General features: G+C 70.6%; 14 protein-coding genes. 5 read left to right on the plus strand and 9 right to left on the minus strand.

Going from position 1 to position 16,678, the window contains the following annotated elements; all coding sequences use genetic code 11:
- Positions 1–1,202, minus strand: a 1,202-nt coding sequence (locus FF041_RS28190; protein WP_153525460.1) for a serine/threonine-protein kinase, incomplete at its 3' end; no start/stop codon positions are given.
- A 619-nt stretch (positions 1,203–1,821) separates the two neighbouring features.
- The gene (locus FF041_RS28195) at positions 1,822–3,528 is read right to left on the minus strand and encodes a glycerol-3-phosphate dehydrogenase/oxidase (protein ID WP_323392940.1); all 1,707 of its coding nucleotides are present in this window, start codon (positions 3,526–3,528) and stop codon (positions 1,822–1,824) included.
- A 282-nt stretch (positions 3,529–3,810) separates the two neighbouring features.
- Here FF041_RS28195 and FF041_RS28200 point away from each other — a divergent pair, with 282 nt between their 5' ends.
- A complete protein-coding gene (locus FF041_RS28200) occupies positions 3,811–5,052 on the plus strand; it encodes a nucleotide sugar dehydrogenase (RefSeq protein WP_153525461.1) in 1,242 nt (413 codons plus the stop codon).
- A gap of 161 nt (positions 5,053–5,213) precedes the next feature.
- On the opposite strand, the gene FF041_RS28205 is transcribed toward FF041_RS28200, so the two are convergent.
- From FF041_RS28205 to FF041_RS28220, 4 genes are all read right to left on the minus strand, one after another.
- On the minus strand, positions 5,214–6,338 hold the full coding sequence (locus FF041_RS28205) for a GuaB3 family IMP dehydrogenase-related protein (RefSeq protein WP_323371850.1): 1,125 nt from the start codon (positions 6,336–6,338) through the stop codon (positions 5,214–5,216).
- A 103-nt stretch (positions 6,339–6,441) separates the two neighbouring features.
- Complete coding sequence (gene guaB, locus FF041_RS28210) at positions 6,442–7,944, minus strand: IMP dehydrogenase (RefSeq protein WP_153484366.1); 1,503 nt, start codon at positions 7,942–7,944, stop codon at positions 6,442–6,444.
- Positions 7,945–8,265: 321 nt separating this feature from the next.
- Positions 8,266–8,841: a sigma-70 family RNA polymerase sigma factor gene (locus tag FF041_RS28215; protein ID WP_153484367.1), complete on the minus strand. Its 576-nt coding sequence runs from the start codon at positions 8,839–8,841 to the stop codon at positions 8,266–8,268.
- A 265-nt stretch (positions 8,842–9,106) separates the two neighbouring features.
- Entirely contained in the window at positions 9,107–9,718 is a 612-nt protein-coding gene (locus FF041_RS28220; RefSeq protein WP_003948568.1) for a response regulator transcription factor, read from the minus strand.
- Between the two features lie 429 nt (positions 9,719–10,147).
- On the opposite strand from FF041_RS28220, the gene FF041_RS28225 reads away from it, so the two are divergent.
- A complete protein-coding gene (locus tag FF041_RS28225; RefSeq protein ID WP_153484368.1) occupies positions 10,148–10,471 on the plus strand; it encodes a WhiB family transcriptional regulator in 324 nt (107 codons plus the stop codon).
- 190 nt (positions 10,472–10,661) lie between these two features.
- Here the strand turns inward: FF041_RS28225 and FF041_RS28230 are convergent, their stop codons facing one another.
- Entirely contained in the window at positions 10,662–11,561 is a 900-nt protein-coding gene (locus tag FF041_RS28230) for a LysR family transcriptional regulator (RefSeq protein WP_323371855.1), read from the minus strand.
- Positions 11,562–11,641: 80 nt separating this feature from the next.
- Between FF041_RS28230 and FF041_RS28235 the strand changes: the two genes are divergently transcribed.
- The 3 genes from FF041_RS28235 (at position 11,642) to FF041_RS28245 (ending at position 14,329) form a co-directional block, all read left to right on the plus strand.
- Positions 11,642–12,304 (plus strand): MOSC domain-containing protein, encoded by a 663-nt coding sequence (locus FF041_RS28235; RefSeq protein WP_153484369.1) that lies wholly within the window; start codon positions 11,642–11,644, stop codon positions 12,302–12,304.
- A gap of 34 nt (positions 12,305–12,338) precedes the next feature.
- Positions 12,339–13,112 (plus strand): SDR family NAD(P)-dependent oxidoreductase, encoded by a 774-nt coding sequence (locus FF041_RS28240; RefSeq protein WP_153525462.1) that lies wholly within the window; start codon positions 12,339–12,341, stop codon positions 13,110–13,112.
- A 230-nt stretch (positions 13,113–13,342) separates the two neighbouring features.
- On the plus strand, positions 13,343–14,329 hold the full coding sequence (locus FF041_RS28245) for a hydroxyacid dehydrogenase (protein ID WP_228388684.1): 987 nt from the start codon (positions 13,343–13,345) through the stop codon (positions 14,327–14,329).
- A 243-nt stretch (positions 14,330–14,572) separates the two neighbouring features.
- Here FF041_RS28245 and groL read toward each other — a convergent pair whose 3' ends face one another.
- Complete coding sequence (groL, locus tag FF041_RS28250; protein ID WP_153525463.1) at positions 14,573–16,195, minus strand: chaperonin GroEL; 1,623 nt, start codon at positions 16,193–16,195, stop codon at positions 14,573–14,575.
- Positions 16,196–16,293: 98 nt separating this feature from the next.
- Positions 16,294–16,602 carry a co-chaperone GroES gene (gene groES, locus FF041_RS28255; RefSeq protein ID WP_323371856.1) on the minus strand — a complete coding sequence of 103 codons (309 nt, stop codon included), beginning with the start codon at positions 16,600–16,602 and terminating at the stop codon, positions 16,294–16,296.
- Positions 16,603–16,678: the final 76 nt, after the last annotated feature.

The following is a 16,678-nucleotide window of genomic DNA, read 5'->3' on the forward strand; positions in this document are numbered from 1 at the left end:
GCGTCGTCGAGCCGCTGGTCCGGGTCCTTGGCGAGCAGGCCGTAGATGACCTCCTCCAGCGGGCCGGCGCTCTTCGGCGGGTCGAGCGGTTCGGTCATGACCGCGGTGAGCGTCGCGATCGCCGAGCCCTTGTCGTAGGGCGGGCAGCCCTCCACGCTGGCGTAGAGCAGCCCGCCGAGCGACCACAGGTCGGCGGCGGGACCGGGGCGGTGGCCACGGGCCCGCTCAGGCGATATGTACGACGGGGCGCCGACCAGCATTCCGGTGGAGGTGATCGACGGGTCGCCTTCGACCTGGGCGATGCCGAAGTCGGTGAGCACCACCCGGCCGTCGTCGGCGATGAGCACATTGGACGGCTTCACATCGCGGTGCAGAATGCCCTCGCGGTGCGCGGAGCGCAGCACGTCGAGGACGGCGAGCCCGACCTCGGCGGCCCGGCGGGGCGTCAGGGTGCCGTCCTCGCGGATGACTTCGGCGAGCGACTTGCCCTCGACCAGCTCCATCACGATCCACGGGCGGTCGTCCTCGTCCACGACGTCGAAGACCGTCACCGCGCTGTTGTTGCGGATCCGGGCGATGGCCTTGGCCTCGCGGAGGGTCCGGGTGATGAGGCGGCGCTTCTCCTCGTCGTCGATGCTGTTGGGGAAGCGCAGTTCCTTCACGGCGACGGTCCGCCCGAGGGTCTCGTCGACCGCCCGCCACACCGTGCCCATACCGCCCCGGCCGAGCACCCCGCCGAGCCGGTAGCGCCCGGAGAGCAGCCGCCCTTCGGGATCTCCCTTGGCTCCGGAGTCCCGGGCGGATCGCGAAGCCCGCCCGGCCGTGTCGCGGCCGGGGCCCGGGCCCGGGCCGCCGGAGGCGGCGGCCTCAGCGGCCTCTTCCCGCTGTCCGGCGCCCACGGACACGGACTCCCCGCCGGTCGTCTGACGGGGCAGGGCGGCGCGCGCGCCGGATCCACCGCGCGCGGTCTTCCGCTCGCCGGCCCGCTCAGGGTTCCCGTCGCCGGGCTCAACCCCGCTCCCGGCTACCGCGTCTGTACCGGCGTCAGCCGCTCCGCCGCCGGCCCCGGGCCGCGTCCGCGCGTCGGCGCCCGCGTCCCCCTCGGGCTCCCCGGACGTCCGGCCGTCCGACTCCGGCAGCGCCGCCCCGGAGTCGGTGGGCTTGTCCTGCTGGGGCTTCCGCGACTGCTCCGCCTCCGACATGCGTCCCCTCTGCGATCCCTGGTCTTCGCCCGCGTCTGCCGCTCCCGCAGCGATGCGGTAACACGCCTTGGCAGAGCCTTCATTGTCCCTCACCGCGGGACCGGTGTTTCTCCCGGGTCCGCCGACCAGCGGTGCGGACCCGGAAGGTCCGAGCATCCACCATGCCGCTCTCCGACGCGAGGCCCCCCGCCCGACCAGCGCGAATCGCACCACGGCACGCCGTGCCGAAGCCGCTGGCCTCCGGGAACGGACCCGTACGGATCAAGGCGGCGTCAGGCACGCCTCGTCGTCGGCCAACCGGAGCGAAGCATCGCGAAACGGGCGGGCAGGCACCACGCGTTCGAACCGCCCCCTCCCCCCTCCCCCTCCCCTCCCCTCCCAGCACGGCACGGCACCCACGTATCCGAACCACCCGTGCCGCAGCGCCGCGCGTCCGGACCATCCAGGGCAGCAGCCCTGCGCGTCCGGACCACCCCATGCAGCGCCGCGCGTCCGGACCACCCCAGCACAGCCCCGCCTACCCGGACCGCCGCCCCCGGGCGCAGCCCCGCGCGTTCCGACCACCCCCGGGCGCAGCCCCGCCCACCCGGTCCGCCCCCCCACCCGGTCCGGGGACGGATCACAGCGGCACGATGTCCGGCGCCCCCAGTCGCGCCGCGTCCGCCGTCAGATCGTCGGGCTGCCGCTGCGACTCCCGTTCGGCTTCCACCCGCTTCTCGTAGTGCTGCACCTCCTTCTCGATCTGCGCCTTCTCCCACCCCAGGACCGGCGCCATCAACTCCGCGCACTCCCGTGCGCTGCGCGTCCCCCGGTCGAAGGTCTCGATCGAGATCCGGGTGCGCCGGGTCAGCACATCGTCGAGATGCCGGGCCCCTTCATGCGACGCCGCGTAGACGACCTCGGCCCGGAGATAGTCGTCCGCGCCGGTGAGCGGCTCCCCCAGGCCGGGGTCCTCGGCGATGAGCCCGAGGAGTTCATCGGTCAACGAGCCGTACCGGTTCAGCAGATGCTCGACGCGCACCACATGGAGTCCGGTGCGCGCGGCGATCCTCGCCCGCGCGTTCCACAGAGCCGTATAGCCTTCGGCGCCGACCAGGGGTACGTCCTCCGTGACACAGGCGGCGACGCGCTGGTCCAGGCCGTGCACCGCCGCGTCCACCGCGTCCTTCGCCATCACCCGGTAGGTCGTGTACTTACCGCCCGCGACGACCACAAGTCCCGGTACCGGGTGCGCCACCGTGTGCTCGCGGGAGAGCTTGCTCGTCGCATCCGACTCACCGGCCAGCAGCGGTCGCAGCCCGGCGTAGACCCCCTGGACGTCGTCCCGGGTCAGGGGCACGGCCAGCACCGAGTTGACATGCTCCAGCAGATAGTCGATGTCGGCGCTGGAGGCCGCCGGATGCGCCTTGTCGAGATCCCAGTCGGTGTCCGTGGTGCCGATGATCCAGTGCCGTCCCCAGGGGATGACGAAGAGCACCGACTTCTCGGTGCGCAGGATCAGCCCGGTGGTGGAGTGGATCCGGTCCTTGGGCACGACCAGATGGATGCCTTTGGAGGCGCGCACATGGAACTGGCCGCGCTCCCCGATCAGCGCCTGGGTGTCGTCCGTCCACACCCCTGTCGCGTTCACGATCTGCTTGGCGCGGATCTCGTACTCCCCGCCGCCCTCGACGTCCTGGACCCGCGCGCCCACCACCCGCTCGCCCTCACGGAGAAAGCCGATGACCCGGGCCCGGCTGGCGACATGGGCCCCATAGCTCGCGGCGGTCCGCACCAGGGTCGCCACATAGCGGGCGTCGTCCATCTGGGCGTCGTAGTACTGCAATGCTCCGACCAGGGAGTCCTTTCGGAGACAGGGCGCGACCCGCAGAGCGCGCCGCCGGGAGAGATGGCGGTGCACGGGCAGTCCACGGCCATGCCCGGACGACACCGACATCGCGTCATAGAGCGCGACGCCCGACCCGGCGTAGAGCCGCTCCCAGCCCTGGTGCTGAAGCGGATAGAGGAACGGCACCGGCTTCACCAGATGCGGCGCCAGCCGCTCCAGCAGCAGCCCTCGCTCCTTCAGGGCCTCGCGCACCAGCGCGAAGTCCAGCATCTCCAGATACCGCAGCCCGCCATGGATGAGCTTGCTCGACCGGCTCGATGTGCCCGAGGCCCAGTCACGCGCCTCGACCAGTCCGGTGGAGAGCCCTCGGGTCACCGCGTCCAGTGCGGTGCCCGCGCCGACCACTCCAGCGCCGACGACCAGCACATCCAGCTCACGCTCGGCCATTCCGGCCAATGCCTGGGCGCGCTCCTCGGGTCCCAGTGTCGCTGTCTTCACCGCGCTTGCCTCCCGTCGCCCCCGTGTACCCCTGCCCGGGTCCTGTGCTCTGCACCCGGCCCACGGATGCGGGCCGGGCCGGGCTCACAACATCGATTCTGTCCGCACTCTCCGACTTCAGCCACCGCCTGTGGATAACACTCGCCCAGCCACAAGCCCGCAATACCGCATAACGGTCATATTTACGCCTAGTCTGACATTGCGCACGCCCGTTCCGCCCACAGGGCTTGCGCCAGCGCTCCCCTCCGGCTATGGGCGGCACAGGGAAGGACGGCCCAACCCATGCCCGCAGACCTCGCCGTCATCGGACTCGGTCACCACGGCCTGCCCCTCGCCCAGGCCGCCGTCGCCGCCGGCATCAAGACCATCGGCTACGACCCCGACCCGCGACAGCTGGCCGAACCCGCGGCGGGACGCACCCCCGCCGACATCCGCCGGATGCTCGCCGGAGGATTCAAGGCCGTCACCGACCCGGCCGAGCTCGGCCGGGTCCGCACCGCCGCCATCTGCTCCCCCACCCCCCTGGGCCCGGACGGCAATCTCGATCTCACCGCCCTCACCGACGCCGCCCGCGCCCTGGCCGCCCGGCTGCGCCCGCACACCACCGTGCTCCTGGAATCCGCAGTGCCGCCCGGCACCACGGAGGCCGTGCTCCGCCCGCTCCTCGAAGACGGCTCCGGACTCCGCGCGGGACGCGACTTCCATCTCGCGTACTCCCCCGGCCGCGTCGATCCCGGCAGCCGCACCCACGACTACACCGGCACCCCCAAGGTCATCGGCGGTCTCACCCCCGCGTGCACGGAGTCCGCAGCCGCGTTCTACGGGCGGCTGACCGACAAGGTCGTCCGCGCCCGGGGACTGCGCGAGGCGGAGACCGTGAAGGTGCTGGAAACCAACTTCCGCCATGTGAACATCGCTCTGGTCAATGAGATGGCGGTGCTCTGCCACGATCTCGGCGTCGACCTCTGGGACGTGATCCGCTGCGCGGAGACCAAGCCGTACGGCTTCCAGTCCTTCCGCCCCGGCCCCGGCGTCGGCGGCCACGATGTGCCGCTGGACCCCGGTCTGCTCCCGTACAGCGGGCGGACCCCCGGCCATCCGCTGCGGATGGTCGGGCTCGCCCAGGAGATCAACGCCCGGATGCCCCGCTATGTCATCCAGCGCTGCGCCACCCTGCTGAACGAGCACGGAAAGTCGGCCCGGGGCGCCCGGGTCCTGCTGCTCGGCATCACCTACAAGCACGATCTCGCCGATCTGGCGGGCTCACCGGCGACCGAGATCGCGCGCAGACTGATGGATCTGGGGGCCGCCGTCAGCTACCACGATCCCTATGTCCCCGACTGGCGGGTGCGCGAGCAGCCGGTGCCGCGCGCGGACTCCCTCTACGAGGCAGCAGCCGCTGCGGATCTGACCGTACTGCTTCAGCATCACCGCACGTACGACCTCCAGGGGCTCGCCGTGAAGGCCCAGCTCCTGCTGGACACCCGTGGAGCCACTCCGGCGGGCGCGGCCCACCGGCTGTGACCTCGCGGATACGGCGCAGGGGATACGACGAAGGGGGTACGGCGAAGGGGATACGGCGAAGAGCCCGCCGGGCGCGGAGAGACCCGGACACGGCAAAGGGGCCCAGCGCCATGACGGCGCCGAGCCCCTCCGCGTATCAGCCTCGTATCAGACGGATACGGTCAGCGGCTGTGCTGCGAGTCCGCGACCGTGACCTCGACCCGCTGGAACTCCTTCAGCTCGCTGTAGCCCGTCGTCGCCATCGCGCGACGCAGCGCCCCGAAGAAGTTCATCGAGCCGTCGGGGGTGTGCGAGGGACCCGTCAGGACCTCCTCCGTGGTGCCCACGATGCCCAGGTCCATCAGCTTGCCGCGCGGCACGTCCTCATGCACCGCCTCCATGCCCCAGTGCCGTCCGCGGCCCGGCGCGTCCGTGGCACGGGCCAGCGGGGAGCCGATCATCACGGCGTCCGCGCCACAGGCGATCGCCTTGGGCAGATCGCCGGACCAGCCCACGCCGCCGTCCGCGATGACATGGACATAGCGGCCACCGGACTCGTCCATGTAGTCCCGGCGGGCCGCGGCCACATCGGCCACCGCCGTCGCCATCGGAACCTGGATGCCCAGCACATTACGGGTGGTGTGCGCGGCCCCGCCGCCGAAGCCGACGAGCACGCCCGCCGCGCCCGTACGCATCAGATGCAGCGCGGCGGTGTAGGTCGCGCAGCCGCCGACGATCACCGGAACGTCCAGCTCGTAGATGAACTGCTTCAGGTTCAGCGGCTCGGCCGCGCCCGAGACGTGCTCGGCGGAGACGGTGGTGCCGCGGATCACGAAGAGATCCACGCCCGCGTCCACCACGGCCTTGGAGAACTGGGCGGTCCGCTGCGGGGAGAGCGCGGCGGCCGTCACCACACCGGAGTCGCGCACCTCCTTGATCCGCTGCCCGATCAGCTCTTCCTTGATCGGAGCCGCGTAGATCTCCTGGAGACGGCGGGTCGCGGTCTCGGCCGGCAGCTCCGCGATCTCGTCCAGCAGCGGCTGCGGGTCCTCGTGCCGCGTCCACAGACCTTCGAGATTGAGCACGCCGAGGCCGCCCATCTCACCGATGCGGATCGCGGTCTGCGGAGAGACCACGGAATCCATCGGGGCGGCCAGGAAGGGCAGGTCAAAGCGGTAGGCGTCGATCTGCCAGGCGATCGAGACCTCCTTCGGGTCCCGTGTGCGCCGGCTCGGTACGACGGCGATGTCATCGAACGCGTACGCCCTGCGACCGCGCTTGCCGCGCCCGATCTCGATCTCAGTCACCTTGTGTGGCCTTTCGCTCTACGTCTGCGCTAACCAGTATCCCCGACGCATACGACGGGGGCGGGTCCGGAATGCCGGAACCGCCCCCGTCAGGAGCGTCGTGCTACTTCCTGCTGTAGTTCGGGGCCTCGACCGTCATCTGGATGTCGTGCGGGTGGCTCTCCTTGAGCCCCGCCGAGGTGATCCGTACGAACCGGCCGTTGGACTGGAGCTCGGGGACCGTGCGCCCGCCGACGTAGAACATCGACTGGCGCAGACCGCCCACCAGCTGGTGGACGACGGCGGAGAGCGGGCCCCGGTAGGGAACCTGGCCCTCGATGCCCTCCGGCACCAGCTTCTCGTCGGAGGCGACGCCCTCCTGGAAGTAGCGGTCCTTGGAGAAGGAGCGCTGCTCGCCACGGGACTGCATCGCGCCGAGCGAGCCCATGCCGCGGTACGACTTGAACTGCTTGCCGTTGATGAAGAGCAGCTCGCCCGGGGACTCCTCACAGCCCGCGAGCAGCGAGCCGAGCATCACCGTGTCGGCGCCCGCGACCAGGGCCTTGGCGATGTCGCCGGAGTACTGGAGACCGCCGTCGCCGATGACCGGGACACCGGCGGCCTTGGCGGCGAGCGATGCCTCGTAGATGGCGGTGACCTGCGGTACGCCGATACCGGCGACCACGCGGGTGGTGCAGATGGAGCCGGGGCCGACCCCGACCTTGATGCCGTCGACACCGGAGTCGATCAGCGCCTGCGCGCCGTCGCGGGTGGCGATGTTGCCGCCGATGACATCGACGGTCGACGCGTTCGACTTGATCTTGGCGACCATGTCGCCGACCAGCCTGGAGTGGCCGTGGGCGGTGTCGACCACGATGAAGTCGACGCCCGCCTCGATCAGCGCCTGGGAGCGCTCGAAGGCGTCACCGGCCACGCCGACGGCCGCGCCGACGAGCAGCCGGCCGTTGGCGTCCTTGGCGGCGTTGGGGTACTTCTCGGCCTTGACGAAGTCCTTGACCGTGATCAGGCCCTTGAGCACGCCCGCGTCGTCGACCAGCGGAAGCTTCTCGATCTTGTGGCGGCGCAGCAGCTCCATGGCGTCCACGCCGGAGATGCCGACCTTGCCGGTGACCAGCGGCATCGGGGTCATGACCTCGCGCACCTGGCGACCGCGGTCCGACTCGAAGGCCATGTCACGGTTGGTGACGATGCCGAGCAGCTTGCCCGCGCGGTCGGTCACCGGGACGCCGCTGATCCGGAATTTCGCGCAGAGCTCATCGGCTTCGGCGAGGGTGGCGTCGGGGTGCACCGTGATCGGGTCGGTGACCATGCCGGACTCGGAGCGCTTGACCAGGTCGACCTGGTTGGCCTGGTCGGCGATGGAGAGATTGCGGTGCAGCACGCCCACGCCGCCCTGGCGGGCCATGGCGATGGCCATCCGGGACTCGGTGACCTTGTCCATGGCTGCGGAGAGCAGCGGGATGTTCACCCGGACGTTCTTCGAGATGTACGAGGAGGTGTCGATCTGGTCGGGCGCCATGTCGGAGGAGCCCGGCAGCAGCAGCACATCGTCGTAGGTCAGCCCGAGTGTCGCGAATTTCTCGGGCACTCCGTCGACGTTGGTCATGACACCTTCCCCAATGGCCTTGATCGGTGCGGATGTCCATGCTAACGGCCTGGGGGGCCCACTCATTCCACGTTCAAGATCACCCGGCGGCTTTGTGGGCTGGTACACACGCCGTAGGGGGGTCTATCGAACGGCAGCGACTTCATATGGTCATACGGAGGAGAGGTCCCTGGACGGGTGGTGCCGGGCCATGCCGGACAGCCCGGGGCCCTCGGCCCCGGCCCGCCCTGCCGCCGGGAGACTCCTGTCACACGAGCGCCCGCAGAGGGTCACGACGAGCGTCCGCGGGAAGGGCCCGGCGAGCACCTGCCAAGCCCCGCGCTACTGCTCGGCGAGCGCCCTCAGACGGCTGAGCGCCCGGTGCTGAGCGACCCGGACCGCGCCCGGGGACATGCCCAGCATCTGCCCGGTCTCCTCGGCGGTGAGCCCCACCGCGACCCGCAGCACCAGCAGCTCCCGCTGGTTCTCCGGAAGGTTGGCCAGGAGTTTCTTCGCCCACTCCGCGTCATCGCTGAGCAGGGCGCGCTCCTCCGGCCCGAGGGAGTCGTCGGGGCGCTCCGGCATCTCGTCGGACGGCACGGCCGTCGATCCGGGGTGGCGCATGGCCGCCCGCTGGAGATCGGCGACCTTGTGCGAGGCGATGGCGAAGACGAAGGCTTCGAAGGGCCTCCCGGTGTCCCGATAACGGGGCAGGGCCATCAGCACCGCGACACAGACCTCCTGTGCGAGGTCCTCCACGAAATGGCGCGCGTCTCCGGGCAGCCTGTTCAGCCGGGTGCGGCAGTACCGCAGCGCCAGCGGATGGACATGCGCGAGGAGATCGTGCGTGGCTTGCTCGTCTCCGTCGACGGCACGGTGAACGAGTGCACCGATCACCGTGGTGTTGTCGTCACGCATCGTTCCATGGTGCCCTGGTGGCCGCTGATCCGTGGCACCCTGTCCCATGTTGTACACCGAAGCGTTATGAGCAGGTGCGCCGGAACTCATCGCCTGCGCCCTCCCCTTCCGCTCGCCGGACTCGTCCCCGAGGAACTCCACACCTCAAGGATGCGGCATCGCGCGGGAAACGGACGCCTACGGCCGCCCGTCTCCCCGCCCACCGTACGGCGGGCGGGGCTCCTCGCACCCCCCGGGCACCTCATGAGCCGTCCTGGGACCAGCCCTAGCGGACCAGGCCCCAGCGGAATCCGAGCGCGACGGCGTGCGCCCGGTCCGAGGCTCCCAGCTTCTTGAACAGCCGACGGGCGTGGGTCTTGACGGTGTCCTCGGAGAGGAAGAGCTCACGGCCGATCTCGGCGTTGGAACGCCCATGACTCATGCCTTCGAGGACCTGGATCTCCCGCGCGGTGAGCGTCGGCGCGGCGCCCATCTCGGCCGAGCGCAGCCTGCGCGGGGCGAGCCGCCAGGTCGGGTCGGCGAGGGCCTGGGTGACCGTCGCCCGCAGCTCGGCGCGCGAGGCGTCCTTGTGCAGATAGCCACGGGCCCCGGCGGCGACCGCGAGGGCCACCCCGTCGAGGTCCTCCGCGACCGTGAGCATGATGATCCGGGCCCCGGGATCGGCCGAGAGCAGCCGGCGGACCGTCTCGACACCGCCCAGGCCGGGCATGCGTACATCCATCAGAATCAGATCCGAGCGGTCGGCGCCCCAGCGGCGGAGCACTTCCTCGCCGTTGGCCGCGGTCGTCACGCGCTCGACGCCGGGCACGGTCGCGACCGCGCGGCGGAGCGCCTCTCGGGCAAGCGGGGAGTCGTCGCAGACGAGGACGGATGTCATGGCCGCCCTCCGCAGCTGATGCGCGTCACCTTGTGCCTCCAGGCTGAGTACGTGTCTTCACCTGTGCGGTTGAACGCGCTCGGACATGTGCCCGAGCACTTGTTGCTTCAACCGCCTCCGCACTATCAACGACGGTCACTCGAAAGAGTTACGGGGTGGTCGGCACTCTTCAGCACTCCCCGCGACCGACCCCGAGAGACGGGGGAGCGACGCGGGGGAACGGTTCTTCATTCGGGAGACATGCCCCGTTTAGCGGCTTTTCTTCATTTTAGGCAGTGTCTGTGGCTAGATTCGCAAAGAGTCATATTTACATCTACTTACACATTAGATGTACGGTCGTGGGGCAGCGTGCGGGCTGGGTGCCGCTCGCGTCCACGCTCGTGCGCGACCTGACCGATCCACTCAGCACGGTTTCAAGGGGCAAGCGCTATGGCAGATTTCTCCCGCCTTCCCGGACCCAACGCCGACCTGTGGGACTGGCAGCTCCTCGCGGCCTGCCGTGGGGTGGACAGCTCGCTCTTCTTCCATCCCGAAGGGGAACGGGGCGCGGCGCGCAGCGCGCGCGAGAACTCGGCGAAAGAGGTGTGCATGAGGTGCCCCGTGCGCGCGGAGTGCGCGGCGCACGCGCTGGCGGTACGAGAGCCCTACGGCGTGTGGGGCGGGCTCACGGAGGACGAACGCGAGGAGCTGATGGGGCGCGCGCGGCACCGGCTGGTCCCGGCGGCGAGCGCGACGGGGGAGCAGCGGAGCTGACACCCCTCCCGTCCATCTTTCGCAGAAACGTTCCTGCACCGTCCGGACGGTGTACGCCACCCGAACGGCCCATCTCTCCCCCACGGACCCCCGGCGCTCCCGCACGGGCCCGCGGCCCGTGGCTCTCCCGTATGGCCTCTGCTGCGGCCCGGGACCCCGGGCCGCAGCAGAGGCCGTGCGGCAGAGCCGGTCAGCGGGAAGCGGCCAGGGTCAGCTGCTCCAGGGTGGCCGCGACCGTGGGGACCTGGGAGAGGTCCGGCAGGGTCAGCGCGACGATCTCACGGGCCACCGGCGGCTCGACCGTGACCGTACGCGTCCCCTTGGGACGTACCGACTCAAGGGCCAGCTCCGGCAGGACCGCGACGCCCAGACCCGCGCCCACCAGGCCGATCACCGCCGGGTAGTCATCCGTGGCGAAGTCGATACGGGGGGTGAAACCGGCCTCCTCACAGACCTCGACCAGCTGTCGGCGACAGCGCGGGCAGCCCGCGATCCAGGGCTCTTCGGCCAGATCGCGGATGGTGACCGAGCCCGCCTCGGCGAGCCGGTGGCCCTCCGGCACCAGCCCGACGAGCCGGTCCGAGAGCAGGGGCCGGACGATCAGGTCGTCCCACTCCCCCTCCCGCTCGGCCGCGCCGCCGTAGCGGAACGCCAGCGCCACATCGCAGTCGCCCTCGCGCAGCATCTCCACCGAGCGCGGCGGCTCCGCCTCCACCAGCGATACCTGGGTGCCCGGGTGTGCGGCGCGGAGCGCGGCGAGCGCGGTGGGCACCAGCGTGGAACTGCCGCTGGGGAAGGAGACCAGCCGGACCCGGCCGGCCCGCAGCCCGGCGATGGCGGCGATCTCCTCCTCGGCCGCGGTGAGCCCGGCGAGGATGCCGGAGGCATGGCGCACCAGCACCTCACCGGCCTGGGTCAGCCGCATCTCACGGCCCGTACGGATCAGCAGCGGGGTGCCCGCGGAGCCCTCCAGGGCCTTCATCTGCTGGCTGACGGCGGGCTGGGTGCACCCCAGGGCGCGGGCGGCGGCGGAGAAGGAGCCGGTGGTGGCCACCGCGCGCAGGACTCGGAGATGACGGGCCTCGATCACCCTTTAAGCATAAGGGAAGCTTGGAGGCATCGTTAATTATTCACTGGAACGCTTGAGATATCGGGGTTTAGCGTGGACCCATGAGGCTTCTGACCGTGAACGCGGGCCGCACCCAGGCCGTGGAGTACAGCGATCGCCCCACCGCCATCGACAAACGTCCGGTCGAGGGGACCGTATGGGTGACGGACCCCGGCCCGAGCGGTGTGGGCGGCAGCGGGCTCGCCGGGGACATGATCGGCGATCTGCGCCATCACGGCGGATCCGAGCAGGCGGTGTACGCCTACGCCCGTGAGGAGCTCGACTTCTGGGAGCGCGAGCTGGACCGCGCCCTGCCCAACGGCTCCTTCGGCGAGAACCTGACCACGATCGGTGTCGAGGTGAGCGACGCGCTGGTCGGGGAGCGCTGGCGGATCGGCGAGCGGCTGGTGCTCGAAGTGACCGACGGCCGCATTCCCTGCCGTACGTTCGCGGGCTGGCTGGGCGAGAAGGGCTGGGTCAAACGGTTCACCCGGCACGCCAGGACCGGGGCGTATCTGCGAGTGATCGAACCCGGCGGGATCCAGGCGGGCGACCCGGTCGAGATCGTGCACCGGCCGGACCACGGAGTGACCGCGAGCATGGCCTTCCGGGCCGTGACCACCGAGCGCTCGCTGCTCCCCGAGGTGCTCGCGGCGGGCGACGCGCTCCACCCCTTGGTGCGCAAGGCGGCCCACGAGTACCTCGCGAAGTACCGGAGCGCGTGACCGGCCGCCGTAACGGGGCACTAACGTGCCGCTTATGACGACTGCATTGATCACGGGAGCGACCGCCGGCATCGGCGCCGCCTTCGCCCGGCGGCTCGCCGCCGACGGACACAACCTGGTGCTGGTGGCCCGCGACACGAAGAGATTGCAGGAACAGGCCACCGAGCTGCACGACCGGCACGGCGTCGAGGCGGAGGTGCTGACGGCGGACCTCTCCCTGGACGAGGGGATCGCTGCCGTCGAGACCCGGCTCGCCGACCGCCGCGACCCGGTGGATCTGCTGGTCAACAACGCCGGTTTCGGCAACAAGGGACGCTTCCTGGAGGTGTCCATGGCCGATGAGCTGACCATGTTGAAGGTGCACTGCGAGGCGGTGCTGCGGCTCACCTCGGCGGCGGCCGGCGCGATGCGCGAACGCGGCCGGGGCGGGGTGGTCAATGTGGCCTCGGTGGCGGCCTTCGTGCCCCGGGGGACCTATGGCGCGTCCAAGGCGTGGGTGGTGCAGTTCACCCAGGGCACGGCGCGGGATCTGGCGGGCACCGGAGTGCGGATGATGGCGCTCTGCCCGGGGTTCGTACGGACCGAGTTCCATGCGCGGGCGGGCATGGGGACGGACAACATCCCGGGGTGGATGTGGCTGGACGCGGACAAGCTGGTGGCTGCGGCGCTGACGGATCTGGCGCGCGGGAAGACGGTGTCGGTCCCCGACCCCCGGTACAAGGCGCTGATGGGGCTGGTGAAGCTGGCGCCCCGGGGGGTGCTGGGAGGGATGACCTCCAAGACGGGCCGCAAGTACGGTCCGCAGTAGCGGTCCGCAGCAACGGCCGGGGACCCGGGCCGCCGGAGTCCTGGCGCCCGGGCGCCAGGAGCCGTCCGACCGTGCATCAGCCATGAGGAGTCGTGATCCCCATGCGAGACGAGATACGAGACGACGTACGGAACGGCCTACAGGACGACGGGCGGCGCGAGGTACGGCACGACGTACGAGACGCCCTACAGCACGACACCGCCGGCCGCCGGCCCACGGTCCTGCTCGCCATGGGCCCGGGCGTCGCCGAGCGGCTGCTCACCGGCCGGCACCGTGACCGGCTCACCGCGCTCGCCCGTACCGACCCCCGGCTGATCGCCCACAGTCTTGAGTCCCCCACCCCCGCCGTCGAATCCGCGCTCGCCACCGCCGAAACACTCCTCACCTGCTGGGGAGCGCCCCCGCTGACCGCCAGGGCGCTGGCCCGCGCGCCCCGGCTGCGCGCTGTCGTGCACGCCGCCGGATCCGTCAAGCACCATATGACCGAAGCCTGCTGGGAACGCGGCATCGCGGTGTCCTCCGCCGCCTCGGCCAACGCGCTGCCCGTCGCGGAGTACACCCTCGCCGCGATCCTCTTCGCGGGAAAGCGGGTGCTGCCGTCGGCCCGGCGGTACGCACGGCTGCGCACCGGCCACGACTGGGCGGGCGAGCTCTCGGACGCGGGCAACTACCGCCGTACCGTGGGCATCGTCGGGGCCTCCCGGATCGGCCGCCGGGTGATCGAACTGCTCCGCCCCTTCGAGCTGCGCGTACTTCTCCACGATCCGTACATCGGCGACCCGGAGGCGGCGGAGCTGGGAGCCGTGCGGACCGGGCTGGACGAGCTCTGCGCCGCCGCTGACATCGTCTCCGTCCACGCCCCCGAGCTGCCGGCGACCCGTCGTCTGATCGACGGCCGCAGGCTCGCGCTCATGCGGGACGGAGCGACGCTGATCAATACCTCGCGCGGCTCGCTGATCGACGAGGCGGCGCTGCTGCCGGAGCTGGTGTCGGGGCGGCTGTACGCCGTGCTCGATGTGACCGAGCCCGAGGTTCCGCCCGCCGGATCGCCGCTGTACACCCTGCCGAATGTGCTGCTGACCCCTCATATAGCGGGCTCGCTCGGCGGTGAGCTGCACCGGCTGGCGGACCGTGCCCTGGACGAGCTGGAGCGTTACGGGAAGGGGCTGCCGTTCGCCCATCCGGTGCGGGCGGAGGATCTGGGCCGCAGCGCGTGACGCCCGCCCGCCGGACGCACCGGCCCAGCCCGGCCCAGTACAGAAGCCCCGGGTGAAAGCATCGGGCCCGGCGCCCCTGAACAGGGGTGCCGGGCCCGATGCGCGGGGCGCCGGAGTGCGGCGCACCCACGGGGTGCTAGACGGGGTACGGGGGGACCGTGCGGTCCGCCCGTCCCTCCGCCGACGCGGCCAGGGCGTCAGCGGGAGTGGCCGTGGCCCGCTCCCGCCGACGCGGCCGATGCGTCAGTGGGAGTGGCCGTGACCGTGGCCCGCGTCGGCCTCTTCCTCGGCCGGCTTCTCGACGACCAGGGTCTCGGTCGTGAGCAGCAGGGAGGCGATGGAAGCGGCGTTCTCCAGGGCGGAGCGGGTGACCTTGACCGGGTCGATGACGCCGGCCTTCACCAGGTCTCCGTACTCGCCGGTGGCGGCGTTGTAGCCCTGGCCCTTCTCCAGCTCGGCGACCTTGGAGGTGATGACGTAACCCTCAAGGCCGGCGTTCTCGGCGATCCAGCGCAGCGGCTCGACGGCGGCGCGGCGGACGACGGCGACACCGGTGGCCTCGTCGCCCTCCTTGCCGAGGTTGCCCTCCAGCACCTTGACGGCGTGGACGAGCGCGGAGCCGCCACCGGAGACGATGCCCTCCTCGACCGCGGCGCGGGTCGCGGAGATGGCGTCCTCCAGACGGTGCTTCTTCTCCTTCAGCTCCACCTCGGTGGCGGCGCCGACACGGATCACGCACACACCGCCGGCCAGCTTCGCGAGGCGCTCCTGGAGCTTCTCGCGGTCCCAGTCGGAGTCGGTGGACTCGATCTCGGCCTTGATCTGCGCCACGCGGCCCGTGATGTCCTCGGACTTGCCGCCACCGTCGACGATGGTGGTGTCGTCCTTGGTGATCGTCACGCGGCGGGCGCTGCCCAGCACGTCCAGACCGGCCTGGTCGAGCTTGAGGCCGACCTCTTCGGCGATGACGGTGGCACCCGTGAGGATGGCCATGTCCTGGAGCATCGCCTTGCGGCGGTCGCCGAAGCCGGGGGCCTTGACGGCCACGGCGTTGAACGTGCCGCGGATCTTGTTGACGACCAGGGTCGACAGGGCCTCGCCCTCGACGTCCTCGGCGATGATCAGCAGCGGCTTGGAGCCACCCGCCTGGATGACCTTCTCCAGCAGCGGCAGCAGGTCCTGGATGGAGGAGATCTTGCCCTGGTTGATCAGGATGTACGGGTCGTCGAGGACGGCCTCCATACGCTCCTGGTCGGTCACCATGTACGGGGACAGGTAGCCCTTGTCGAAGGCCATGCCCTCGGTGAAGTCGAGCTCCAGGCCGAAGGTGTTCGACTCCTCGACGGTGATGACACCGTCCTTGCCGACCTTGTCCATGGCCTCGCCGACCAGCTCGCCGACCTGCTGGTCCTGCGCGGAGAGCGCGGCCACGGCGGCGATGTCGGTCTTGTCCTCGATCGGACGGGCGGTCGCGAGAAGCTCATCGGACACGGCCTTGACGGCGGCGTCGATGCCCTTCTTCAGCGAAGCCGGGGAGGCGCCGGCGGCGACATTGCGCATGCCCTCGCGGACCAGCGCCTGGGCCAGCACGGTGGCGGTGGTGGTGCCGTCACCAGCGACGTCGTTGGTCTTGGTGGCCACCTCCTTCACCAGCTGGGCGCCGAGGTTCTCGTACGGGTCGTCGAGCTCGACCTCGCGGGCGATCGTGACACCGTCGTTGGTGATGGTGGGGGCGCCGAACTTCTTGTCGATGACGACGTTGCGGCCCTTGGGGCCGATCGTCACCTTCACCGTGTCGGCAAGCTTGTTGACGCCGCGCTCAAGAGCGCGACGGGCGTCCTCGTCGAACTTCAGGATCTTCGCCATGGAGCGTTCAGTCCTCTTCGTGATACGAAATGCGCCCCCAGCGCCCGGATTCGAGTGTCAGCGGGGGCCAGGGGCGCAGATCAAAAACGTGGGGTGAATTACTTCTCGATGATCGCGAGCACGTCGCGGGCCGAGAGGACGAGGTACTCCTCGCCGTTGTACTTCACCTCGGTGCCACCGTACTTGCTGTAGAGCACGACATCGCCGGTCTGAACGTCGAGCGGCAGGCGCTCGCCGTTCTCGAAGCGACCCGGGCCCACCGCGAGGACGACGCCCTCCTGGGGCTTCTCCTTCGCGGTGTCCGGGATGACCAGGCCAGAGGCCGTGGTCTGCTCGGCGTCGAGCGGCTGGACCACAATGCGGTCCTCAAGCGGCTTGATGGCAACCTTGGAGCTGGTGGTCGTCACGATCCGACCTCCCCCTTCGGAGATCTCACGGGGTTTGACTGTCTGGGTGGCGACCAGGTGGAGATCCGTCGTCGCG

The organism is Streptomyces jumonjinensis (assembly GCF_009600885.1).
Lineage (GTDB): Bacteria > Actinomycetota > Actinomycetes > Streptomycetales > Streptomycetaceae > Streptomyces > Streptomyces jumonjinensis.